At 38.8% G+C, this 23,513-nt stretch carries 19 protein-coding genes; 5 read left to right on the plus strand and 14 right to left on the minus strand.

The window, feature by feature from the left end; all coding sequences use genetic code 11:
- Positions 1 to 6: 6 nt before the first annotated feature.
- Positions 7 to 1,515, minus strand: coding sequence for an ATP-binding cassette domain-containing protein (locus BM146_RS04410; protein WP_242949337.1), 1,509 nt, complete (start codon positions 1,513 to 1,515; stop codon positions 7 to 9).
- A complete protein-coding gene (locus BM146_RS04415) occupies positions 1,508 to 1,939 on the minus strand; it encodes a hypothetical protein (protein ID WP_074884925.1) in 432 nt (143 codons plus the stop codon). The genes BM146_RS04410 and BM146_RS04415 overlap by 8 nt, the downstream gene beginning before the upstream one ends.
- 173 nt (positions 1,940 to 2,112) lie before the next feature.
- On the opposite strand from BM146_RS04415, the gene BM146_RS19345 reads away from it, so the two are divergent.
- On the plus strand, positions 2,113 to 2,274 hold the full coding sequence (locus tag BM146_RS19345) for a hypothetical protein (protein WP_177201589.1): 162 nt from the start codon (positions 2,113 to 2,115) through the stop codon (positions 2,272 to 2,274).
- Positions 2,275 to 2,282: 8 nt separating this feature from the next.
- Here BM146_RS19345 and BM146_RS04420 read toward each other — a convergent pair whose 3' ends face one another.
- Together BM146_RS04420 and BM146_RS04425 are read right to left on the minus strand one after the other, a co-directional pair.
- Positions 2,283 to 4,937: a right-handed parallel beta-helix repeat-containing protein gene (locus tag BM146_RS04420; RefSeq protein ID WP_074884928.1), complete on the minus strand. Its 2,655-nt coding sequence runs from the start codon at positions 4,935 to 4,937 to the stop codon at positions 2,283 to 2,285.
- Positions 4,938 to 5,066: 129 nt separating this feature from the next.
- Positions 5,067 to 5,444: a hypothetical protein gene (locus BM146_RS04425; RefSeq protein ID WP_074884930.1), complete on the minus strand. Its 378-nt coding sequence runs from the start codon at positions 5,442 to 5,444 to the stop codon at positions 5,067 to 5,069.
- Positions 5,445 to 5,654: 210 nt separating this feature from the next.
- On the opposite strand from BM146_RS04425, the gene BM146_RS04430 reads away from it, so the two are divergent.
- The 3 genes from BM146_RS04430 to BM146_RS04440 all read left to right on the plus strand — a co-directional run bounded on the left by BM146_RS04430 (position 5,655) and on the right by BM146_RS04440 (position 8,170).
- On the plus strand, positions 5,655 to 6,944 hold the full coding sequence (locus BM146_RS04430) for a Y-family DNA polymerase (RefSeq protein ID WP_074884933.1): 1,290 nt from the start codon (positions 5,655 to 5,657) through the stop codon (positions 6,942 to 6,944).
- A gap of 16 nt (positions 6,945 to 6,960) precedes the next feature.
- Entirely contained in the window at positions 6,961 to 7,407 is a 447-nt protein-coding gene (locus tag BM146_RS19945) for a hypothetical protein (RefSeq protein WP_242949338.1), read from the plus strand.
- A 118-nt stretch (positions 7,408 to 7,525) separates the two neighbouring features.
- Positions 7,526 to 8,170 carry a DUF4867 family protein gene (locus tag BM146_RS04440; protein ID WP_074884935.1) on the plus strand — a complete coding sequence of 215 codons (645 nt, stop codon included), beginning with the start codon at positions 7,526 to 7,528 and terminating at the stop codon, positions 8,168 to 8,170.
- Positions 8,171 to 8,234: 64 nt separating this feature from the next.
- Here BM146_RS04440 and larE read toward each other — a convergent pair whose 3' ends face one another.
- From larE to BM146_RS04480, 8 genes are all read right to left on the minus strand, one after another.
- Positions 8,235 to 9,074, minus strand: a complete 840-nt coding sequence (gene larE, locus BM146_RS04445; RefSeq protein ID WP_074884937.1) for an ATP-dependent sacrificial sulfur transferase LarE — start codon at positions 9,072 to 9,074, stop codon at positions 8,235 to 8,237.
- A gap of 15 nt (positions 9,075 to 9,089) precedes the next feature.
- Positions 9,090 to 10,076: a DUF3048 domain-containing protein gene (locus tag BM146_RS04450; protein ID WP_074884940.1), complete on the minus strand. Its 987-nt coding sequence runs from the start codon at positions 10,074 to 10,076 to the stop codon at positions 9,090 to 9,092.
- A gap of 24 nt (positions 10,077 to 10,100) precedes the next feature.
- Positions 10,101 to 12,146, minus strand: coding sequence for a HelD family protein (locus tag BM146_RS04455; protein ID WP_074884942.1), 2,046 nt, complete (start codon positions 12,144 to 12,146; stop codon positions 10,101 to 10,103).
- A gap of 95 nt (positions 12,147 to 12,241) precedes the next feature.
- On the minus strand, positions 12,242 to 12,994 hold the full coding sequence (locus BM146_RS04460) for an amino acid ABC transporter ATP-binding protein (RefSeq protein WP_074884945.1): 753 nt from the start codon (positions 12,992 to 12,994) through the stop codon (positions 12,242 to 12,244).
- 19 nt (positions 12,995 to 13,013) lie between these two features.
- Positions 13,014 to 13,670 (minus strand): amino acid ABC transporter permease, encoded by a 657-nt coding sequence (locus BM146_RS04465; RefSeq protein ID WP_074884948.1) that lies wholly within the window; start codon positions 13,668 to 13,670, stop codon positions 13,014 to 13,016.
- A gap of 20 nt (positions 13,671 to 13,690) precedes the next feature.
- Positions 13,691 to 14,515 carry a transporter substrate-binding domain-containing protein gene (locus tag BM146_RS04470; protein WP_074884951.1) on the minus strand — a complete coding sequence of 275 codons (825 nt, stop codon included), beginning with the start codon at positions 14,513 to 14,515 and terminating at the stop codon, positions 13,691 to 13,693.
- A 108-nt stretch (positions 14,516 to 14,623) separates the two neighbouring features.
- The gene (locus BM146_RS04475; protein WP_074884954.1) at positions 14,624 to 16,945 is read right to left on the minus strand and encodes an ABC transporter permease; all 2,322 of its coding nucleotides are present in this window, start codon (positions 16,943 to 16,945) and stop codon (positions 14,624 to 14,626) included.
- Between the two features lie 11 nt (positions 16,946 to 16,956).
- On the minus strand, positions 16,957 to 17,655 hold the full coding sequence (locus BM146_RS04480) for an ABC transporter ATP-binding protein (RefSeq protein ID WP_074884956.1): 699 nt from the start codon (positions 17,653 to 17,655) through the stop codon (positions 16,957 to 16,959).
- Between the two features lie 199 nt (positions 17,656 to 17,854).
- Between BM146_RS04480 and BM146_RS04485 the strand changes: the two genes are divergently transcribed.
- On the plus strand, positions 17,855 to 19,666 hold the full coding sequence (locus BM146_RS04485) for a carboxylesterase/lipase family protein (protein ID WP_074884958.1): 1,812 nt from the start codon (positions 17,855 to 17,857) through the stop codon (positions 19,664 to 19,666).
- A gap of 3 nt (positions 19,667 to 19,669) precedes the next feature.
- Here BM146_RS04485 and BM146_RS04490 read toward each other — a convergent pair whose 3' ends face one another.
- Together BM146_RS04490 and BM146_RS04495 are read right to left on the minus strand one after the other, a co-directional pair.
- Positions 19,670 to 21,829 (minus strand): ATP-dependent helicase, encoded by a 2,160-nt coding sequence (locus BM146_RS04490; RefSeq protein ID WP_242949339.1) that lies wholly within the window; start codon positions 21,827 to 21,829, stop codon positions 19,670 to 19,672.
- A 97-nt stretch (positions 21,830 to 21,926) separates the two neighbouring features.
- On the minus strand, positions 21,927 to 23,432 hold the full coding sequence (locus BM146_RS04495) for a flotillin family protein (protein WP_074884964.1): 1,506 nt from the start codon (positions 23,430 to 23,432) through the stop codon (positions 21,927 to 21,929).
- Positions 23,433 to 23,513: the final 81 nt, after the last annotated feature.

Here is a 23,513-nt window from a genome sequence, read left to right on the forward strand (position 1 = left end):
CGAAAGTCACCCCACCTTTTCTTTGATGCGATCAGCATATTTCTCAACAAATTCATCAGCTTTTCCTTCTCCGCCTTCATCCTTCTGATTTATGGAAAGAAGTATCTCCTCCATCGAGTTTTTACCAAAAAACTCATAAGCTTCTTTTACCGGTCCATACCAGGCAAGGCGCCCTGTCCTTGTGGCATCCTTTGCCAAAACGATCACATCATCAAAAAGATCTATTACTCTGTCAGGAGTGTGTGTAATAACTAAAACTATTTTTCCCTCATCCGCTATCTCTCTTAGCTTTTCAAAAAGGCTTCTTGCTACAACACCATCAAGACCTGAATCAGGCTCATCAAGGATAAAAAGAGACGGATTGGAAATAAACTCCATGGCAATGGACAGCCTTTTTCTTTGTCCTCCCGAAAGCTTTTCCACTAAGGAATTCCTAACAGCCGTAAGCCCAAACTGATCCAACATGTTTGCAATCCGATTTTCTCTTTCCATAATAGATGCATCTGCAGATAGCCTCATAAGAGCAGCATCTGTGAGGGTCATTTCAACGGTATCATTCCCTCTCATCAGATCCTGTTGAGGAACAAAACCTATATCATATTTCATTTTCTGGTAATCTTTATATACATCATTATCATCCAGCATTACGCTGGCATCAGCTTTTTCATAGCCTGTAACTGCATTTAACAGAGTTGTTTTTCCTGCTCCTGACCCTCCAAGAAGAAGTACCATATGTCCTCTTGGTATTGCCATATGTATGTCTTTAAGCAGAGTCTTTTTCCTGAAAAAGTCTATGACTGTCCTCTCCGTGATATTGACCGTAAGTCCTTCCGAGGCAGCCATAATGTTCTTTCCAAGCTCTTTTGCACCATTTTTAGCGACCTGGACTACCTTTTTTTCAGGCACATATTTGGGAACTACTCCCCAAAGTATAAGTACCGGGCCATCAAAAATAATCAGTGGTATTATCCACTTCTTTTTAAGTCCAAACATCTTGATCAGCCCTAAATAGATTCTGATCGTATAAATAACGTTTGTGACGTATAAAGCTATAAGTGGAATTAACAGAAGTAGCTCAACTTCTTCCGGACCGTCAATAACAATCAGGGTCAGCATGATCAGATAATAAAAAAATGTAGTTACGGCAAAAACCCTTCCCTCTTTCTCTTTGTCGGCACAAAGAGCCATGTGATACTCTCTGGCAAAAGGGATCAAAGCCCATATTCTTTTAACACCACATTTCTTAAACAAAAACCAGCAGCCAAAGATCATGAGAATATTATTGCATGTAGAGAATATATCATTAAAAGTCTGATTAATACTTAAGATAGTAGTACCTGATTCAAACATGATGCTCTCCTTTTGATCTTCCATAAAACGTTTTGATATTATTATTTTATCATCCATGAAATCAATCGCCAAGCTCACACATAGCAGAAAAAGCTGCCATCCCAGATTTAGCACCTGAAATGACAGCTTATTAATGAGAGGCCTGTTATAAAACTTATCAGTCATAGCTCTGGAGCTGTGAAACTGCATAGCTATCAAGGTATTCACATGCAAACACTTTTCCATCATCCAACATAATGCATGGAATATCTCCTGCCATAAAGAAATTAAATACCAGTGTTCCTTCAACTGCATATCTCTGTACCTGTCCAATGCCCTTTATTGTTGCATCAGATACAGTATATGAAGTATACACATGGCTCATTCCATCGTTGATATAGGCAATGTCTTCACCATTTTTCTCATAAAGGGCTATGACTATCTCGCTGTTATCATCAGCCTGGCCATGAAGTGCTGTTAAAAATCTCGCGCCGCTTATGTAAAGCGCAGCGTCATTTGCTGCCAATACATTTGTAGACATTAGATTTCCACTCAAAGCCATTGACAATGCAAGAACTATACCAGCTAAAACCTTAATAAATTTTCCCATAATACTTTCACCATCCTTACCATGTATTTTTGATTGCAATAATTTATACGATATGAATTGTGAAGATGGCAATAAATTTTCACAATGATTTTATTTTATAAATTTTTTATAATTATTTTCTTTATATTCGGTTAAAATATGTCTAAAGATTTTTTGTCAGGGGGGAGTTTCATATGGGGGAAGAGTTAAATTATATTGTTATGACATGCAACGGTGGTAAAAACGGGTACATTGCCGAAGATATAGATACACATATTCAAGTTCACGGTTACGATTACTACAGAACTGTAGAAAAACTCAAGGATCTGGTTAAAGAACTTAAAAAGGGAGCATAACACATATTTTATGTGTTGCTCCCTTTATATATTACTATGGCCGCTGCCAAAATAAGCATTACTGCTACTGTCACTTGTATAATTGGAAACTTTTTCTGTCCTTCATTATTATAGCCTTCACCCTCTTTTGCCTCTTTTATTTCTTCAGTTTCAAAAATGCCCTCTTCTGAATTAGCTGACATTTCTTCTCTGCTTTCTTCCAAGACTTTACTTGCATTTTCAAGCTCTAACAGGCCTTTGGCGCTGAATTTCAGGAAAGAGCCCAGATCTATTTCCCCATCACTTGTCCTCATATTCATGGCAACAGCTAAAGGGTCATTTACATCTGCCACCGGTGCCTCAAGAGAATCAAACCAATCATCTTCAATTATTACATCGTCAACATTTCTTGACTTTTTTCTAATCCAAAGAAAATTGTTACTTCTATAAATATCCTCTTTGTTCTGAGTCTCTCCAGGCATTATCTTTTCCTCAACATCCTTGTTCTCAGTCCTATATGAAATAAGCCCGTCCACATAATAGGCCGTATCCTGCGAACTATTAGTATAAAGAGACACATTATTAGCGCCATTGTTAAATGTCTTACAGTCATATATCTGAATATCAGGGCCGGAGTTGGAGTCGATTCCCTTTGCCTTGTTTCCCCATGCCACAGAATTTATAAGCATATGCTGGCCGGGCATATTGGATCCACCCATTTTAAATCCATTTCCATCTCCCTGCTCCGAACCATCAATTCCATAGCCATTGGCAAAAGCCACACAGTTCTGAATCGTAACTTTCCCGATCATTCCTGTTTCAACTTTAGCAAACAGATCCCATCCATCATCGGCATTGTTATAAGCTATACACTCATCGAATATATTTCGGTCACCAACTGTCAGTTTCGCAGCAAAACCATCTGCATCCTCATAACCTGAATCTGCATTTCCATATGAAATACATTTAGTAATAAGATTGTCACAAGGCCACTTTTCATAGCCATCGTCGATTAAAAATCTACTTATCTGAATCCCGGTGTTCCCATTTTCATAGGCATACACATCTTCCAGAATATTACTGTTCCCGGAAACCTGTATTCCTTTTTTGCCATTGCCCGAATGAGTACAATCTATTCCTTTAATGTGCCAATAATCACCAGCAAAAATAAATCCGGCACATTCCCTGTTAAAATCAAAGACTGCTCTTCCACCATCAGCTATCAGATTTATAGGATCAGATTCCGTTCCGTTGATACCTCTATACACGGTTACTGTCTCATTAAGACTATAATCTCCTGCTTCGATAACTATTGTTTGTCCGGGCTTTGCATATTTGACGGCAGAATATATATCCACTTCATTGCCTTTACTACCATCTCCGTCAGCTGTACCATTAGCAGAAACATATATCTTCTCATCTTCATTTATTGATTCATATTTTACCGCATAGTTAAACTCTTTCGTTTCATATGAGGAAAGACACTTATATTCATCATCATCAGGTAAATAATCCTCTAAAGGCGTAACAGAGACCTTAAATGAATTAATACCATCCTTAAGCAACGTTTCAATGCCTACCGTTTCACCGGCAACAACTTCCTGTTCATCAAAAAGTTTTTCACCATAAGAATTTGTAACAGTAAGATAGCCATCAGCATTGCCTGAATACTCAAACATGTACAGTTCAGAGTTCGCATATGGTGCCGATACAACTTTATAATCAGGATCCACATATGTGATAGGTCTCTCTTCTGCCGGGGCATCAATTTTTGCATCAGTAACTGAAAGGACAATATCGCTAAAAGTTGCTGTTACAGTACGGGAAGCGAAAAAGCCCAGGTAAATATTTTTTTCATCCAGCTGCTCAAGTGCCTCAGGATCATAGAATTTTTGGGTACAAAAAGCGTTATCTTTATTATCCAGATAACTTAAAAAATATCCCGTGTTATTTTTCTGGATACGTAATCTAACCTCTGATTTGGAATCCTCAATTGTGCTTATAGAGCCTGTTTTCTCATTTTCCCAAAGATTATATACACCAGATCCCTTCCTTGCACATGAGGTCTCAAGAGGATACATGATTGACGAAAAAAACTGATTAACCGTAACTGTATCATTTGATTCAAATAAAGAAAGATTATCTTTGGTAACGCCCTTTTTCTCCTGCGCACCAAGACCATCTTTCATTGTGATTTTCTCGTAATTCCCCTCATTTGTAACCTGCCCCTTTAAAGGGTCAAAATAATATTCGACCTTAGTACCCATAACCATGTATGAGTTATTCCAAAAGGGAGTTTTGTCACCATGTTCCCCAACTCTGTCTGCAGCCATAAGCCCAAAGCCTTCCTGGCCATTTGTAAAGGTCCAGGAATCAACTTTTACTGTTGCTGTGAGGGTAAAATTCTTATCAGCAGAAATTGGGACGTAATAAAAAGAAAAGCTGTCCGTACCTGCCGGAACGATCTTTCCTTTCCCATTAAGATTCCATACGGTGACAGAACCATCATCATTTAATTTAAATCCTGAATCTTCTTCGTCGACTGAGATTCCCTGTCCAAATGCCGCAAAATTCCATCCGGCCAGCTCTACTTCAGATTTGGCAACCGCAATACTTCCTGACTGAACGTAATTACTTACAGTTAGACAAAATATAAAAAACAGTGCAAAAAAAATTCTTTTCATAATGCTTATTATAGGCTATTCAACTCCCATTGTTTGTTTTGCTTATAGTTTATATTAAGAATTCAGTTTTGTGGTCACTGTTTAGAAAACTATAATAATAATTTATTCCTTTTTAACTAGTGTAATATCTCATTCCTTAAATTCTTCTGAATAATACGGCAAAATGATGCATTCCCCTGCCATAATTGAATCCTCATCTTCAAGATTATTTATTCCGCATACCTCTCTTATAAAAGATGCTTGGTCTCGGTATTCTTCAGTAATATATTCATCAGCAAGGCTTTCCAGAGTATCTCCCGAATGTACTGTGACAGATGTGTAATACTTATATCTGACAGCTTCAGAACGGGCTTCTGACACAAGTGTTGAAGCAATGCATGCTATCATCACAATCAATATTGATATGCCAGCTCCCAATATAAAACGCTGTCTTTTTACTATTTTCTGTCTTCTTTTCTTATTCTCTGCTATTCTGATTTCCCTATAATTCATATATACCTGATCCATAACAAATCCCTCCTTCTGATGGTACTATAATTGCAGATATATAGGGGTATAAAAAGTACAGTACATTTTATTGGACATTATGCATAAATTTCCATTCGTAACAAAAATTTTATAATCTGTTCGATTGAAACATTTGTTCGATAGGGGTATTATAAAAATACCCAACATATGTTCGGAACATACATTCGTTTTTGGAGTAAGGATATACCTATGGACAATAATTTCAAGATCATAGAGCCAAATGATCGCTGTTATCTAATCATAGATCTCAAGAGCTTTTTTGCCAGTGTCGAATGCGTTGACAGAGGACTTGACCCCATGACTACACTCCTTGCCGTTGCAGACAAGGACAGAAGCAAGAGCACTATATGCCTTGCCATCACCCCCGCAATGAAAGCCCTTGGAATAAAAAACCGCTGCAGGATCCATGAGATTCCCAAGCACCTTGACTATATAATCGCAACTCCCAGAATGAAGAGATATATCAATATTTCCGCCGATATCTACGAAATATATCTCAGCTACGTTTCAAAAGAGGACATACATGTATATTCCATTGATGAATCTTTTCTTGATGTAACACATTACCTTGGGCTCTATGGGCTATCCGCTCATGACCTGGCCCTTAAGATAATGAATGACATTAAAAAAAAGCTGGGACTTAGGGCTACCTGCGGTATCGGTACTAATCTGTACCTCGCCAAGGTAGCCCTTGATATCCTTGCCAAACATTCACCGGATTTCGTTGCCGAATTAAATGAAGACACATTTAAACAGCGGCTATGGACACATCGACCTCTCACAGACTTTTGGAGAATTGGTCCCGGGACACAGCGCCATCTCAATTCTCTTGGTATGTATACCCAAAAAGATATAGCTAACTTTCCGGAAAATATTCTTTACAAGCAATTCGGCGTAAATGCAGAATATATCATCGACCATGCATGGGGACGGGAGTCCTGCACAATGCAGGATATAAAAAACTACCAGTCAAGGTCCAAATCTTTATCCTGTGGGCAGGTGCTGATGCGTGACTATAACTTTGATGATGCGCTTATCATCGTAAAAGAAATGGCTGATGAGCTCTCACTTGATATGACAGCCGCCCATGTAGTAAGCAACAATATCTCTCTTTTCATTGGATACAGTGCTGAAACTTTTCCTCCAACGGGAGTAAGTGCCACTTTGCAGGTGACCACCAACTCTTACAGGATACTCATGGATGCCTTTGTGCAGCTTTATACCAGATCAGCAATGCGAGATGTACCCATAAGACGTATAAATGTTAGTGCCAATTCTGTCATGGACGAATGTTTTGAGCAATATAGCTTTTTTGTTGACCCGTCCGTTATGGAAAAAGACAGAAAAGTCCTACAATCTGTAAACGAAATCAAGGATCGCTACGGGAAAAATTCTGTTATCAAAGGTATGGATCTGTATGAAGCAGGCACTTCCATACAAAGAAATGTCCAAATAGGAGGACATAAAGCCGGATTTTAGCTAAAAGGAGGTAGCCATGCCAAGAGCAGACAGAGCTAGCCAGTTCTTACCATTTGCCGCCCTGAAGGGCTTTGAAGAAGCACTGAGAGAACGTGAGAAAAAAGAGATAAAAAAGGTCGCGCTTACCGATGAAACTTTAGACAATCAGGAACATGAGGAGCATGAAATTTTTATTATGAGTAAGATTATAAATGAAGTAGATGTTATCTGCGAACACAAGTCAGATGGAAGCATAATCCCGCTCAAGTTCAGATTTATGAATGAAGACGGAGAATATGACACCTTTACCGTTAAAGGTTATCGGGAATCCAAAAGAAAAAGCACCTATACAACTGCAGATGGAATCTATGCCACAGATTCCACAACCATATTTGAATGTATGATCACTGTTTTGGGAATGAAAAGAGTTGTAAGGCTTTACTATGATCCAAGAACCAATACAACATGGCGACTTGCAATCTGAAGTATATTAATATATAGCATTTTTTGAATTGTTTTAGGTGCATATTGATAAGCAAATTTTGCCTGGTAGATGTATATTATTACTTGAGAATGTATTTTTGGCTTTTAAGGAGGGCGAAATGAAAATAATAAGTGTTACAGATCCAGAGTTTACAAACTATGGACGAATCATTGAGGGGTACGAAGAAGAAAAGAAACAGATCATGGAAGCTTTAGGCGCCAACACACCCATCCCTGAAGGAACTGAATATGTTGCTGAAGAAAAGGCTCTTCAGGAACTTGAAGCTTCAGTTAAGATGACAAACACACTCTTTGGCGGATCACCAATGCAGTACGGATGGTGCAACGGTCACAACACAAAGCTCAATTGCCTTGAGTATCACCGCTCAAGCGAAATCAACCTCGGTGCAACAGATTTTATACTTCTTTTAGCAAAAAGAGAAGAAATATCTGACTATAAATTGGATTCAAATAAAGTTAAGGCTTTCCTCGTTCCAAAGGGAGTAATGGTAGAAGTATATGCAACAACTCTCCACTACGCTCCTTGTCAGGCTCATAAAGATTCTGGATTCCAGGTTCTTGTTGGCCTTCCACAGGGCACAAATGTAGGTAAACCTGAATACACAGCTGTGAACCAGGAAGACAAGCTTCTTAGAGCTACCAATAAATGGCTCCTTGCTCATGCTGATTCAAAAGAAGCAAAGGACGGAGCATGGATTGGTATAACCGGTGAGAACATCGATATTGCCGGAGACATCCAGTAAACTTCTGACCATATTCATAAGCAAAAAACTGAGCAATCAAGGCAGACTGCTCAGTTTCTTTTTATTATGATAAAGTTTCATTCATACTTCCGGTTCTATAACCTTTAAGATCCAAAGACACATAATTAAAGCCATACTCTTTAAATGCACTATATACAGAATTTCTAAATTGCAAATCCATAAAGCGGTCAAAATCTTTAGGAAGGACCTCAATCCTTGCAACATCTGTACCATGAATTCTGACCCTGAACTGCTTAAATCCTGCATCTAAAAGATATTGTTCAGCCTTATCTACCATATCAAGCTTTTTATCTGAAATAAGCTCCCCATATGGGAAACGACTGGCAAGACAGGCAAAAGAAGCCTTTTCTGCAGTAGGGATTCCTAAATATGCGGACATTATCCTTATTTCCTGTTTAGTAAAGCCTATTTTTCTAAGGGGACTTAGTATACCAAGTTCAGCAATCGCTCTGTGTCCCGGTCTGTAATCGCCCATATCATCAAGGTTTGATCCCTCAACTACACTTGTTATTCCATGCCTTTTTGCCTCTTCCAGAAATTGCTCAAAAAGCCTTCTCTTGCAATGATAGCATCTGTCTGGTGGATTATCTGAAAAACCCTCTATAGAAAAAACGTCAGCCTCAATAACGAAGTGTTCTATCCCAAGTTCTTTACAATAATCTGTGGCTTCATGAAGCTCTCTTTTTGGAAAAAGACAGGATGAAGCAGTAAGTGCAATAACATTTTCTCCAAGCGCAGCGCTGGCTGCATACAAAAGGAAAGTGGAATCAACACCACTAGAATATGCTACTGCAACAGTCCCCAGACTTTTTAAATAATCCTTAAGCTGGCTGTACTTGCCCAAAAGTTCCTCGCTTGGAGCGTCAAAATGCGTCTGTGTCATAAAATTCTCTTATTTTTACTGTAATACAAGCTTATCCCATGAGTCTGAAGGAATAAGTCCAATATAGGTCTTTCCCTTATTTATGGAAAGTTCCTGTCCATCAGAGCTATAGTAATGTGTCATGCCCGTTTCGCTGGCCTTTGACCACATTATAGGTATAACCTTGCCATTAGTTATATAGTAGCCTTTATCTGAACCAATAACGTTATATGTAAGATATCCGTTCTTATCAAGCTGCTTGAAAGAGACGTTCTGTAAGATAACGTTCTTGAATGTCATAGCCTGTCCGTCTTCTGCATCCTGATGCAAAGCGCCATATTCATAATAATCATAGGTTCTGGTCTCAGGATTAAATACAAGCTGGCTCTTATTATGAGCAAAAACTCCTGACATATCCACAGTTCCTGCAACCACATCACTTGGAAGCTCTGTATCTGCTTCATTAAACAAAAAGTGTGTGCCTCTCTCCATCTGCATATTGTATGTAGTAGAAAGTCCACTCTTAGCAAATCTATCCACAAGTTCTGAGCCAAAAACATACTCAGTGTACTCTGTCGGCTTTCCATTTTTGATTCTGCTAAATCCACCACTTATGTGTTCAGCATAAGGCTTCGTAAGGTAAGACTTAATGTAAAATGGTCCCCCATCATGGATCAGAACAGCATTGTATTCATCAGCAATCATAATATTAGTTGTTCTTGTGCTTCTAATACTTCCAGTCTGCTGAAGATTCGCCCAGTCCTTATAAAGACACATAAGTCTCGTAATGCGTCCATTGGCAGTACTGTTCATCATCTCATAAACCACATCAGCTTCTGCTGTTCCATAATGAGAAAGAGCCTTCTTTTCATTATCTACCATGATTGCTACAGGTCGCTGACCAGCAATAGCATCATCAACCTCAAGCCCTGTAAGCTCTGAAGTCCCTGCATAAACAGTGGTTGACAAAGTCAAAGCCCCAATAATACCAGCAAAAACAGCTACAACACTTTTGAATTTCATAACATTCCCCTCTTAAATTAAAAATTATTTTAATGTATCAGATAACTTACCACAGGACAAAACAACAAGTCTTTGTGTAGCACGTGACATCGCCGTATACAGGCAATGTCTTCCAAGTTCTTTGTCCGGATAAGATTCCCGGTCCACATCAGCAAGAATAACATTGTCAAATTCAAGCCCCTTTGCCAATGATAATTCTAATAAAACAATTCCGCTTGACGGAAGTGCATCCTGCTCAGATATAATCTTTATATCTAAATTATTTATAGAAGCACTGATCTTTTCAAGAGAATAGGCATTTCTACAGATAACAGCCGTTATGCCATCTTTTTTGCCAAACTCACTTATGTGCGCCTCCAATTCAGAAAAATACTCTGCTTCTGAACTGCATTCTTTTACGATTGTCTTTTCACCGGGTCTTTTAACAGAAGAAACTGACATCTTTTTCTCCGCAGGTAGCAAAGATGAAAACATCTCTGTGATCTCAGGGGAACTTCTATAGCTTGTCATAAGCGGTAGTTCCACAAATTCTTTGCCATCTTTTTCTGCCATTTCTTTTATTTCAGCAAAAGATATCGTACCTTCGCGAATGGACTGGTATTCATCTCCAAGCAGCATAAAACGTGCATTTGGGAAAAATTTTCTAAATACAATCATCTGCGCCATTGTATAATCCTGAACCTCGTCAATCATCACATAGCGCATATTTCTGTCACATTCACCTGTCAGCTCCATCTTGGTATACAGCCATTCAGCCGCTGTAATATGCGATTTCCCAAGAATTCGCTGTGCTATATGCATAACATTGATAAAACCACATTTTTTAATGGTACGTATAGCTCCGCCAAAGTCATTTTCCAGACGATTATTATCTGCATTTTCTGACTTTGCAACGCTATCGGACTCATTATCAGCGTAATTGTCAGAGTTTTTCAGAATGTTTTTGGCTCTTTCCAAAAGCTCATCCGATGCAATCTGGAAAAGTCGAACGCCCATAGGGAACTGGCTAAATCTGTTAATAATTGAAAGCACATCCTTTTTGGGCATCACCATGGTTTCTTTTTGAGTAATATCAAAAAAGTCATCCACTTCGGGTGTCAGTGTTGGTAATACATCATGGATCTTTTTGAGATTCTCTGCCTCTGTGTAATCATAGTCGTTATCAATAAACGGAACGCTCACCATATCAAGGAACTCATGCCATGTTATGGTAAGTGGATTAGACTCACCAAGATCCGGAAGGACATTGTCAATATAGTCACGGAAAACCGGATTTAATGTCATAAGGCATACCTGATCAGGACGAAGAGTTTTTCTCTTTTGGTAAAAAAGATATGCTATTCTCTGAAGCAGAACAGAAGTTTTTCCACTTCCTGCAATTCCATTTACTAAAAGAAAAGGAACATCCGGATATCTGATAACGATATTCTGCTCTTTTTGAATAGTTGAAGTAATTGCCTGCATCTTGTCTGATCTTATCTGTGATAAGGACTGCAGGAGCATAGGATCTTCAATAGCAATCTGAGTGTCAAAATATGATAGTAGTTTATCTTTCTTTAAGTCAAACTGCCTTCGGAGCTTTAAATCCACAGGAATCTGTCTGTCCTCAACAGTATAGTGAGTATTTCCCATTTCCTGGTTGTAATAAACTTCTGCAATAGGCGACCTCCAGTCAACCACCATCTGGTCATAACCATTCTCAGAAATGGCCGCTCTTCCAATGTAGTAGCTTTCAGGCTCCTCAGAGGGGTCAAACTGAAGCTCTATCTTGGCAAAATAAGGGGATTCAAGAAGTTTGTTAACTGTATTCAAACGCTTTCCCAAAGAGGAACTCTCTACATTATAGGTATCAATATAGCGATTCCATACCTCAATCTCTGCAAGAGTTTCCATTGTAGTCTCTATATCAGCATAGTCGAAACGGATATTATCGCGAATATCATTCTTATCATCTACTGCCTTTTCATCAAGCGCAGCTATCTGATCTTCAAGTTTTTTCTTCATTTCCAGAAGCTTGTCATAGACTAAAGTCAGATGCTCCTGTTCTTTAATAAGTATTTCTTTTTCCATAAATATCACCTTAAAAATTACAAAAAAGTTGCTGGTATCTTTTAAGTATACCATAGAAAAAATAAGACCGGAAACTAATGATTCCGGTCAAAAAATCACATATGATAATTAAGTAAAAACTGCTTTGTGCGCTCATTCTGAGGATTGTCAATTAACTCAGATGGGCTGCCCTTTTCAGCGATAACGCCTTCATCCATGAAAATAATCTCATCTGAGACTTCTTTTGCAAATTCTATCTCATGGGTAACAATTATCATTGTTGTATTCTGCTGTGCAAGCTCTCTTATAACCTTAAGAACTTCTCCTGTAAGTTCCGGATCAAGTGCAGATGTAGGTTCATCAAAACAGAGAATATCAGGTTTTAATGCAAGAGCTCTCGCTATAGCAACTCTCTGCTGTTGTCCACCTGAGAGCTGATGGGGATAATTGTCCATTCTGTCCAGCAATCCCATCTTACTTAAAATTGCTTTTCCTTCCACTAACAGCTCTGTCTTATCTTTTTCAGGCTTAAGTATCCCCGGAGCAAGGATAACATTCTCAAGAGCTGTGTATTGGGGGAAAAGATTGAACTGCTGAAAAACCATTCCAAAATGAAGCCTTTTCTCTCTAAGCTCCTTTTCGCTGAAACCCGGACTTTTACCATCAAATAAAAGCTCTCCATTTACACTAATAGTGCCGCCATCCGGTGTTTCAAGGAAATTGAGGCACCTTAAAAGAGTAGTTTTCCCGCTTCCTGACCTTCCTAAAATCGAAAGCGTCTTTCCTTTTTCAAGATCAAAGCTTATATCCTTCAGAATTTCTGTATTATCAAAACTTTTTGTTATATTTTTTACTTCGAGTATTGCCATAAAACGCACCGCCTAACGATCACTTAAAATAATCCAGTTTCTTTTCAATATATCCGAAAAGAAGTGTCAAAAGTCCGCTGAATATCAGATAGAATACACCTGTATAAAACAGAGGCCAGATTATTCCACTACTTTTGATAAAGCGCTCTCCCTCCCAAATTATCTCGTAGAACGCAATAACCCTGGCTAAAGAAGTATCTTTCACCAAGGTAATAACTTCGTTGGATATAGGTGGCACAATTCTCTTTACTACCTGTAAGAGTATTATTTTGAAAAAGGTCTGTGTTTTTGTAAGACCAAGAACAGCTGCAGCCTCATGCTGCCCCTTAGGAATAGACTGAATTCCGCCCCTGAATATTTCGCTAAAATAACATGCGTAATTAAATACAAAGGCTACCAAAGCGGCTGTGAACCTTCCTGTTGATCCGGAGCCCCATAGGTTATTTCCAAAGAAAATGCCAGGGCCATAAAAGATAACAAGAAGCTGTAGCATGAGAGGCGTGCCTCTGACTACCCAAATAATGAACCTAATGGGTAGTCTTATAATCGCGCGTTTACTCATTGAGCCAAGACTTATCAAAAGCCCCAGCGGCAATGAAAAAACAAGCGTAAGAATGAAGAGTTTTAATGTACCTAAAAAACCCCCAAGAAGTGATAAAGTAACTGTTGAAAACATATATTGATATTCCTTTAATATTACTGCTCTACAAGCGCGTCCTGAACACCATATTTTGTGGCTATTTCTTTCATTGTGCCATTAGCATAAAGACTCTTCATCTCATCATTTATAAATGCTGCAAGATCTGAGTCTTTTCTGCATCCAATTCCATATTCTTCTGTTGTAAGCTCAACAGTGTGTGTAAGATCAGCATATCCTGTTCCTTCACCAACCATTGCTCCTGCCATCAAAAGATCAATAATGCATGCATCTGATGTCCCTGCTGCAACTTCCATAACAGCGTCAGCCTGTGACTTAAGCGCTGTTGTGTTAAAATTGTTTTCTTTTGCTGCAGCCTCTCCTGCAGAGCCTGACTCAACAGCAAAAGTAAGGTCAACCAAAGATTCAAGTGTGCTGTATTTATCAGCATCTTCCGCTTTAACAATCACAACCTGTGCATTATTGCAATATGCATTAGTACAATTCATTGAGTTTGTCACTTCCGGTGTAAGTGTCATACCATTCCATACAACATCAATTGACTTGTTATTGAGCTCAAGTACCTTGTTGTCCCAGTCAATCTCTACAAACTCTGCTTCTACACCAAGAGCTTTTGCTATCTCTTTTGCCATATCGGCGTCAAATCCTATCCACTCTCCATTATCATCTTTATAGTCCATAGGCGCAAAGTCTGTGATGCCTACAATGAGGTTTCCTTTTCCTTTGATGTACTCAAGATCGCTCTCTGCAGATACACTCTCTGTAGCACTTTCCGCATTTTCTGTAGTAGCTGACTGTCCGCAAGCAGTAAACATCATAACTGTAGTTAAAGCCATAAGTACAGATACAAATTTCTTTTTCATAAAGTCTCCTTTTTCGAATTCCATTTTACTCTGCTTTTACTTTACCACATTATCATACTAAATTGTCCGTGTAAAGAAGACTTTTATAAAAAAAGAAAAACTTTTAAGTCATTCTACGTTTTTAAGTGCCTCACTCATCGGGATATTTCCTATCTTTCGGTACTCTATAAGGGCTGTTATTGCATAAGTAGCTACTCCCATAAGGAACATTTTTATATAAACCGAAGGATCCAGCCATATTACCATCCAGCCACTCATCATCTGCTTTAACATCATTCTGAATATACCAACCATCACATACGAAAGGATCGGATAAGATATCAAAAGTGAAAATACCACCACGATCGCTGTGGGCAAGATATATAGAAGAGCTATTTCCTTTCTTGAATAGCCAAGTATCTTTACCATGGATATTGACTGCACATTACGCTCAATAATCAGTTTTGACAAAAGATATATAAGTACAATGAACAGAATGATTGAAAAGCCATCAACCATATACATGAGGTTACCCATAGATATCATAAGCTGCCTTGATACCCTTGTAAGGGATTCCTCGTCAACAGTTGTTCCAATGTACTTACTGTCAATATCTGTTATCTCGCTGTCCGAGAAATATCCTGAAAAATAGTCTTCGCCAAGGCTCATAGTTTCATTTAAGTGCTTCTTACTCATAAACACTGCTATTCCACCATCATAATCGTAGGTTCCGGTGATCTTAAACCCATAGTATTTATCTTCGTATGGTTCTTTAAGTGTTATGATATCGCCTTCTTTTAGCCCATATTTATCCTCATAGGCCGATGATATAAGCACAGTTTTCTCATCAAAATCAGCATCTATGTACCTGCTGTCATCTACAATGCCATACAAAGTCACATCTTCAACTCTCGCGCCCTTTTCACCTATTGTTTTCAGACTATAAGCAGAAAATTTCTCGGCATCCGGGTTGTTAGTCGAAATCTTATTTTCATAGAAAATATATGAAAATGCAGCCGATAATTGATCATCTGTATCTATCGCCCCCGCAGGAACCTGGAAAATATAGATGTGCTTTGCAAGCATGCTCTGCGTAACTATTCCCTGAAAATGCACAAGCAAAGGTGGAAGCATCATTCCAAAGAACAAGAGCAGATTGGCAAAAAGAAGGCCTATGAAAAGAGTTATGTAACTACTTTTATTCTGAATTAGTATTCTTATCCTGAATCTGTCAAAAAACCTTATGGATTTACTAAGCTTTATTGAATTAAGCCTTCTTTTACCTGAAATATCCCTTCTTATAAGCTTAAGCGGACTAAGAGAAAGCTTCTTTTTCAGTATCACATAAGTAATGACAAGCATTATTGCCAGCGGTATCAGGGTTGTCTTTAAAAAAGCCTCAGCACTCCATATAGTCACATACGTAGGAAGTGAATAGCTTCCATAGTACATGCTAACGCATACGTTCTTAAATATCGTATATCCAAGGATATTACCTATAACAGCAGAAAAGCATGTCACAATAACAGGCATTTTCATGTAGTGACTTATAAGTTCATTTATTTTGTAACCTGATGCCCTAAGAGTACCAATAACGCAGGCTTCTTTATGTATAGTGTTATTTATAGTAATTCCAAAAACAAAGGCCGTAATGATAATGATTATATAAAGAAGCACCTCCATCATAGCCTTATCACCAACAATATCTTCACCCGTAAAAGTGATTGCCTGATTTAAATATCTTGGGATAAAGCTTTCCAATGATACCTTCTGAGCTATTGCTTCCATAAGGTCGTCTGATACTTCTTTTTCCTCGGCTTGTGTCTCTGGTTCATTATCATAGATCCATGAGTAGTTGTATCTGATGCCATCATCCAGGTAATCCTTGAACTGCGTTTTGTCTACCACTGCAACTCCAAAGGCAGATGCATCAAACATCATGTCATTGTTGCTGTAAAAAAGCGCGCTGTAGTCAGGAAGCGCAATATAGCCCACTATTCTGTAGGGGACATCTTCTGAAATAAGTTCATCTCCTACCAAAAGTCCATTGTTCTCAGCATACATCCTGTCTATAGCTATCTCATTTTTGTCCTCAGGAAGTCTTCCTTCCATCACGCAGATTTTATCTATCTCTTCTCTGTTTGAATATATCCTTATGGTTGTATCATTGCTGAATTCTTTTTCTATATAATAGTTCTCATATAATGTGACTCCTCTATTCTCAATCCACTCTTTCTGAGCATCAGTAAGTTCTTCTTCGGTCCTGAAATTGCCGTTTTCTATTGTATATTTTTCAAAACTGTCATTATAGGCCTTGATCATGCTCTCTCCTGCCACCAGAAACCCTGATACAAATCCAATTGACAGAACCAGCAGCACAAAGATTACAAAATATTTGCCTATATCACTTTTAAGTTCTCTAAACAGCCTTTTATTTAATGGATTTTTCATGATATGCCTCTTTACCAGTCAAGTTCTTCTGCTTTCAGTTTTACTTCGTTTCTATAGCTTTTTCTTATGACCCCGTCTCTTAACTTAACCACGAAATCCGCCATGTTCTTGATGGCATCATTGTGAGTTACCATGATTACAGTATTCCCATATTTCTGATTTACTTCTTCTATCAGTGCCAGGATTTCTTTTGACGTCTTATAATCAAGAGCTCCTGTGGGCTCATCACAAAGAAGTATGTCCGGATTTTTTACTATAGCCCTACCTATAGCACATCTTTGTTGCTGTCCGCCGGAAAGCTGGCTCGGAAGCTTATTCTGATGATTGGTCAGCCCCAAGACATCAAGCAGTTCATCTATATTAAGGGGATTTTTTGACAGGTATGCCCCTACTTCGATATTCTCTCTTACATTTAGATTTGGAATCAGATTATACATCTGAAAAATATATCCCAAATGCTCCCTCCTATAGTTTGTGAGAGCCTTCTCGTCCATATCTGACATACTCTTTTCGCGAATTATTATCCTTCCCGAATCCGCATTATCTATTCCCCCGATTATATTTAGCAGCGTGGACTTTCCTGATCCGGATGGTCCAAGGAGCACAACAAATTCACCCTTTTCAACGCTAAGACTTATGTCCTTTAGAACTTCTATCCTGCTTTCATTTTCTCCATAGGATTTTTTGATGTTTTGTAATTCCAGTTGCATATATCATTTCCTTCTTTTTGATTACTATTAGATATAAAGCCATTACTTTTTGTTAGCTTTAGCTAACCCTAATACATAGAATATTCCTAATAAAATTTGTTGTCAACAAACTGATGCTGTACAAATTTTGAATTAGGTAATATAATTTTGTGTTATAATATTGTAAGCAATTTAAATTATTATCTAAAAAGGAGACAACATGATTTTCAATATTGCAATAATACTGATAACTCTTCTGTACATCGTCATTTTAGAGTTATCAAAAAATGTACTTGCAGGATGGGCCATTGCAGTAATAGCTGCAGTACTGATGCTTGCACTAAAAAACACGATCATGAAAAGCATAACACATAAGTCCCTTTCCACTTGTCTTATGTGGCTCGTTTTTATAGCTATTCTGGTACTGAACTACAAACTTACTGCTCCTCCATTTAAAAGAGTTCCTGCTGTTGACAACAAGAATCCCAAAGTCACAGAAGAAATAACTATTGATCAGGGTGTCTTAACCGGCGTGTACAATGCAGACAGATCAGTAAAAGTCTACGCAGGTATTCCTTACGCAGCACCTCCTGTAGGTGATCTGCGCTTTAAAGAGCCCCAGGCGCCCCTGCCATGGGATGGCGTACTTGCATGCGATCACTTTGGTCCTATGGCTATGCAGCCAAGGAGTTCAGCTCTCTATGATTCTCTTTCCCACATAATTGGATGGAATGACTACCGCATAGAATTCGGGGATGAATATCGCGAAGAAATGAGCGAAGACTGCCTTTATCTTAATGTCTTTTCACCTGAAAAAGAGTCCGATGAGCTCCTGCCTGTCATATTCTATATTCACGGTGGCTCCCTAACTACCGGACAGCCTTCCTATACTGAGTATCGCGGAGAAGATCTGGCTAAAAAAGGTGTAGTATTCGTTAACATTGCATACCGACTTGGCGTTTTTGGTTACTATGCCTCTGATGATCTAAAGGCTGAGTCTCCAAATGGCACAACCGGTAACTACGGTCTTTTAGATCAGATAGCAGCTCTTAAGTGGGTACGTGAAAATATTGAAGCATTCGGAGGGAACCCGGACAGGATAACAATTGCAGGCGAATCTGCAGGTGCATCCAGTGTTAACGCTATCTGCGTATCACCACTTACAGATGGATTATTCAACTACGCAATCGCTGAGTCTAGTGGAATTGTGGCCAAAAAGCCATTTCATACCTTCAGATCCTACGATGAAGCTGTAGAACAGGGCAATATTGTAAAAGAGGAATTCTCTGTTTCATCTTCTGATGAGTTAAGAAGCATACCTGCCGAAAAGCTCGTTAAGACTTCAGCTAACAATTCAGCCATGACACTTGACGGCTACGCTATAGCAGAAATGCCTTATCTCACATATGAGAAAGGTAATAATCACGAGAAAGCTCTTTTAAACGGCTTTAATACAAAAGAAGCTGATGCATTTATGCTTGGAACAAAAGCTACTAAAGAAAACTACGTTGAGCTTCTCTCAGAGGATCTCGGAAGCTATGCCGAGGAGATGGCTGACGTACTCCCTTATGACGCAGTTGAAAGAGATGAATATATCATTATCGACAAGAAAGGAGAAGCAAAAGGGTCACTAAACGCCGCCTACAGCGCTATGTGGTTTACTTATTCCCACTATGTATGGACCAATTACATGATTCAGCAAAATAAGCCTGTTTACGAATACTATTTCACAAAAACAAACAGCAGAATTTCCAATCATCACGCAGGAGAATTGCCTTATGCTTACGGAAATCTTCACAGACATGCCGGAAATTATGATGAAAGCGATTTTGAGCTTTCTGAGATAATGCAAAACTACTGGGTAAACTTTGTAAAAACCGGAAATCCTAATGGAGAAGGGCTTCCTGAGTGGCCTTTAGTTACTTCCGACTCCCAGCTTTTATTACAGTTGGACAATAAAATAGAGCCCGTTACGGACCCTAATTTACCTTTGTATGAAGTTATAGACCATTACATGGACAGCGCAGAATAATTCTTAATCCGCTAGTTTCATTCCCATGTTAAATGCAACAGGGAACATGAATTTTTTCTGTGTATGGTCATCAAATTCAACAACGAATTTTGTTGGGATCTCATCTTCGTCCCAATCAACATCAATGATCGTTCCGGTACCATATTTACTTTGTACTACACGATCACCGATAATAAGATTAGAAGGCACATTTTCTGAGGAAAGTGGCGCCTTCTTTTGCTTTAGGTAAGAAATCGGCTTTTTAAGCTCGTTACCTGCCTTCTTTTTGCTCTTTTTTACAGGTACTTCCTGCTCTTCGTTGACCCATTTTTCCTTAGGACATATCTCACCAACAAATACAGACGGCTTGTCTTTATATTTAAATATGATCAGTTTATCTTTTGCTCTGGTCACTCCGACATAGAATATACGCCTCTCTTCCTCGTTCTCTCTTTTCTCCTCAGGAGTAGCTGTAGCAAAAGATTTAATGATCTTACCCGGAAAAACGCCATTTACTACATCCATCAGGATAACTGTGTCATACTCAAGTCCCTTACTTGAATGAATTGTCGAAAGAATAAGCTTACTTTTATAGTTCTCTTTTTTCTGAGTAAGAGTATTTTTCAGCTCTTTTAGTCTGTCCAGGAATCCTGCTATAGTACTTTCATTTTTGGCGAGCATTTTCAGGGTAAACAGCTTATTATCATCTATATTATTGTCCTTTAGATACTCTCCATAGCCCATGAACTTTTGAATCCTGCCTATTGCTTTGGCAGGTGTTTCCTGAGCCATATGCATAAAGTGCGTCCTTAGTGACCTGACATTTCCAAGGATACGTTTGTTTATATCAATCTCTTCTGCAGCATCAAGAATACCGCAGTGCCTTCGGTCAGCGATATCGCACATTAAAAGAGCGTCCTGCTTGCGGAGGAATGTTTGAAACTTGAAATATATTTTTAAGAAAAGCTCCGGATCCATCGGACTTAATGCAAATTTGAGCATGTTTTCAACATCCACAACTACTCTGTGGCTGAAAAAGGCCATGTCGGAGCTCTTAATCCTGTAATCAACATTTTCCCTCTCCAGAATGTCAACTAATGGCAAAATGCACTCATTATCTCTATATAAAACAGCTGTTTGTACAGAAATATTCCTGACGATGTCCAAAAGAAAACTATATTGAGATTCTCTGCTGTTTAAAGTGACATAGCTTATATCCGCGCCCTCATCCCTTGTTGCTGTCATATGCTTTTTATGACGATTGAAGTTTTTCTGGATAAACCTATCAGCTATCTCTACTATTTTTGCATTTGATCTGTAATTTTTGTCCATTACAAGGACCTTCGCACCCACATGCTCTTTTTCAAAATGTAAAAGAGCTTCAGGGTAAGCTGCTCTGAATCCATATATGCTCTGGTCTTCGTCTCCGACCATGAACAAGTTACCGCTTTCCCCAGCCAAAAGAGCTATGATCATATGCTGGATCTTAGATGTATCCTGCGCTTCATCCACGCAGATATATCTGTACTTATCGCGGTAGAATTTAAGTAGATCAGGCGTATTTTTAAGCATCCTGTAAGCATATATCATCTGATCATCATAATCCATAAGGCTCCTGGCTTTTAATTCTCTGTTATACGCCTCATAGATCTTCAGCAGCTCTAGTCCCTCATCTTTTCCGAGTTTTTCTATGGCGTCTTTATCAAGACACATATTTTTACAATAAGTTATAAGTGTCCTTACCGCCTTGATATCACTCTCTGTAGGATAATCATTCATAACCTTGACATAAATATCTGTCAGGATTTTTCCGGATATCTTTTCATCTGTAATTAGTTCAAAAGATGTTTTGCCTATAAGTCTCGCATAATGGCTGATTATCTTGGCGCAGATTCCGTTTATGGTACGAAACTCAAGATTCCTTGCAGCGTCTTCTCCAAAGACCTTAACAAATCTCTCCGCCATATCTCTTGTTGCTGCAACTGTATACGTAAGTGTAAGTATATTCTCCGGCGGTATTTCTTTTACCATAAGCATATAACCGAGCCTATGGACAAGAACTGTTGTCTTTCCACTTCCCGGAACTGCCAATAAGAGCACGGGCCCATCCACGGTTTTTACTGCTTCCAGCTGCTGATCATTTAGTTTAGCTGTATATTTTTCAAAAAAGTAATTCTCATTCATAGTGTCTACTATACAATAATAATCGCAGCTAGTGAAGAAATAAAAAAAGAGCCATATATAACATATTTATTATATATGTTATATATGGCTCTTTGTATTATTTAGTCTCTACAGAAACGTCTGCGCCTGTAATATTGATATTCTTATTAACCTTTGCATCATATGTTCCGGCTCTCATAATCTCTGTAAAATCTACACCTGTAGCTTCTGACATTGTATCAAAAACCTGCTTCATAACGATGGGCATATTTCCTGAAATCTGGCTTGCGCCATTTGTTCCATCACCTGTTCCATAGATATTGATCTTATCAATCTGTGAGAGAGGTTTTGCAATTTCAGCAGCCATTTGAGGCATGATTTTGATCATCATCTCTGCCATAGCAGCACCGTTGTACTTCTTATAAGCTTCTGCCTTCTTTTCCATTGCTTCGGCTTCTGCAATTCCTTTTGCCTTAATAGCCTCAGCTTCTGCTTTACCTTTTGCAGCAATACCTGCAGCCTCTGCGTCATACTTAGCTTTTATACCTGCAGCTTCCTGCTCAGCTGCATATTTCTGAGCCTCAGCCTGAGCTTTTTTAGCATCAGCTTCTCGTTCCTGTTCATATTTGGCTGCCTCAGCTTTCCTCTGTCTCTGAACAAGCTCTGCTTCAGCTTTCTTTTCAGCCTGATACTTTTCAGCATCAGCTTTTTTCTCGATTTCAGCTGCAAGTTCCTGCTGTTTAACAAGAACTTCCTTCTGTTTTAGTTCTGCCTCACGTTCTGCTTTGGCAATCTGGGCATTAACAGTTGCTGTCTGAATGGATTTTTGCTGTTCCTGCTGCTGGATCTCATAAGCTGCATCAGCTACAGCACTTGCTGTATCTGCTTCTCTTTTAAGTTCTGCCTGCTTGATTGCAAGAGCGTTATTCTTTTCAGCAATCTCTGTCTGTGCAAGAACTCTTGCATCATTAGCTGCTTTATCAGCTTCAGCCTTTGCAATAGCCACGTCTCTGTCTGCCTGTGCCTTAGCAATGGCTGCATCTTTTTTGATCTTGGCTGTGTTATCCATACCAAGGTCATTTATAAGACCATTTTCATCTGTAACATTCTGGATGTTACATGAAAGGATCTCGATACCAAGCTTACTCATATCTCTTGAGGCTTTTTCCATTACCTGATCTGAAAAGCTGTCACGGTCTGTATTGATAGTCTTAAGAGCAAGAGTACCGATGATCTCACGCATGTTACCCTGTAAAGAATCCTGAAGGTCCTCTGTGATCTGCTGAGGATCTTTATTGAGGAAGTTCTTGGCAGCAAGCTGAATTGATTCAGGATTTGTTCCGATTCTTACCTTTGCTACTGCATCTACGTTTACATTGATGAAATCGTTTGTAGGTACTGACTGCTCTGTTTTGATATCTACAGTCATCTGTCCAAGATAGAGTTTATCAACTCTCTCGAAGAAAGGAATCTTAACGCCCGCCCGACCAATAAGAATTCGTGGATTCTTGCGCATGCCGGAAATAATATAGGCTCTGTCCGGAGGAGCCTTTACATATCCTGTAGCAATCACCATCACTACAAGAAGAATAAGTGCTGCTAAAATAATAGCTGAAATTGTCATTGTTCCACCTTTCTTAGGGCTCTGCCCTAAAACAATACTTTTTTGTTGATAAAAAAAGTGTACAACGCTCTATATCAGCCT

Origin of the sequence: Butyrivibrio proteoclasticus (assembly GCF_900115735.1) — a bacterium.
Taxonomy (GTDB): Bacteria; Bacillota; Clostridia; order Lachnospirales; family Lachnospiraceae; genus Butyrivibrio; species Butyrivibrio proteoclasticus_B.

Coding starts and splice junctions, on each gene's coding strand:
- BM146_RS04410 (WP_242949337.1), bottom strand. CDS start 1,515: ATGACTGATAAGTTTTATAACAGGCCTCTCATTAATAAGCTGTCATTT.
- BM146_RS04415 (WP_074884925.1), bottom strand. CDS start 1,939: ATGGGAAAATTTATTAAGGTTTTAGCTGGTATAGTTCTTGCATTGTCA.
- BM146_RS19345 (WP_177201589.1), top strand. CDS start 2,113: ATGGGGGAAGAGTTAAATTATATTGTTATGACATGCAACGGTGGTAAA.
- BM146_RS04420 (WP_074884928.1), bottom strand. CDS start 4,937: ATGAAAAGAATTTTTTTTGCACTGTTTTTTATATTTTGTCTAACTGTA.
- BM146_RS04425 (WP_074884930.1), bottom strand. CDS start 5,444: ATGGATCAGGTATATATGAATTATAGGGAAATCAGAATAGCAGAGAAT.
- BM146_RS04430 (WP_074884933.1), top strand. CDS start 5,655: ATGGACAATAATTTCAAGATCATAGAGCCAAATGATCGCTGTTATCTA.
- BM146_RS19945 (WP_242949338.1), top strand. CDS start 6,961: ATGCCAAGAGCAGACAGAGCTAGCCAGTTCTTACCATTTGCCGCCCTG.
- BM146_RS04440 (WP_074884935.1), top strand. CDS start 7,526: ATGAAAATAATAAGTGTTACAGATCCAGAGTTTACAAACTATGGACGA.
- larE (WP_074884937.1), bottom strand. CDS start 9,074: ATGACACAGACGCATTTTGACGCTCCAAGCGAGGAACTTTTGGGCAAG.
- BM146_RS04450 (WP_074884940.1), bottom strand. CDS start 10,076: ATGAAATTCAAAAGTGTTGTAGCTGTTTTTGCTGGTATTATTGGGGCT.
- BM146_RS04455 (WP_074884942.1), bottom strand. CDS start 12,146: ATGGAAAAAGAAATACTTATTAAAGAACAGGAGCATCTGACTTTAGTC.
- BM146_RS04460 (WP_074884945.1), bottom strand. CDS start 12,994: ATGGCAATACTCGAAGTAAAAAATATAACAAAAAGTTTTGATAATACA.
- BM146_RS04465 (WP_074884948.1), bottom strand. CDS start 13,670: ATGTTTTCAACAGTTACTTTATCACTTCTTGGGGGTTTTTTAGGTACA.
- BM146_RS04470 (WP_074884951.1), bottom strand. CDS start 14,515: ATGAAAAAGAAATTTGTATCTGTACTTATGGCTTTAACTACAGTTATG.
- BM146_RS04475 (WP_074884954.1), bottom strand. CDS start 16,945: ATGAAAAATCCATTAAATAAAAGGCTGTTTAGAGAACTTAAAAGTGAT.
- BM146_RS04480 (WP_074884956.1), bottom strand. CDS start 17,655: ATGCAACTGGAATTACAAAACATCAAAAAATCCTATGGAGAAAATGAA.
- BM146_RS04485 (WP_074884958.1), top strand. CDS start 17,855: ATGATTTTCAATATTGCAATAATACTGATAACTCTTCTGTACATCGTC.
- BM146_RS04490 (WP_242949339.1), bottom strand. CDS start 21,829: ATGAATGAGAATTACTTTTTTGAAAAATATACAGCTAAACTAAATGAT.
- BM146_RS04495 (WP_074884964.1), bottom strand. CDS start 23,432: ATGACAATTTCAGCTATTATTTTAGCAGCACTTATTCTTCTTGTAGTG.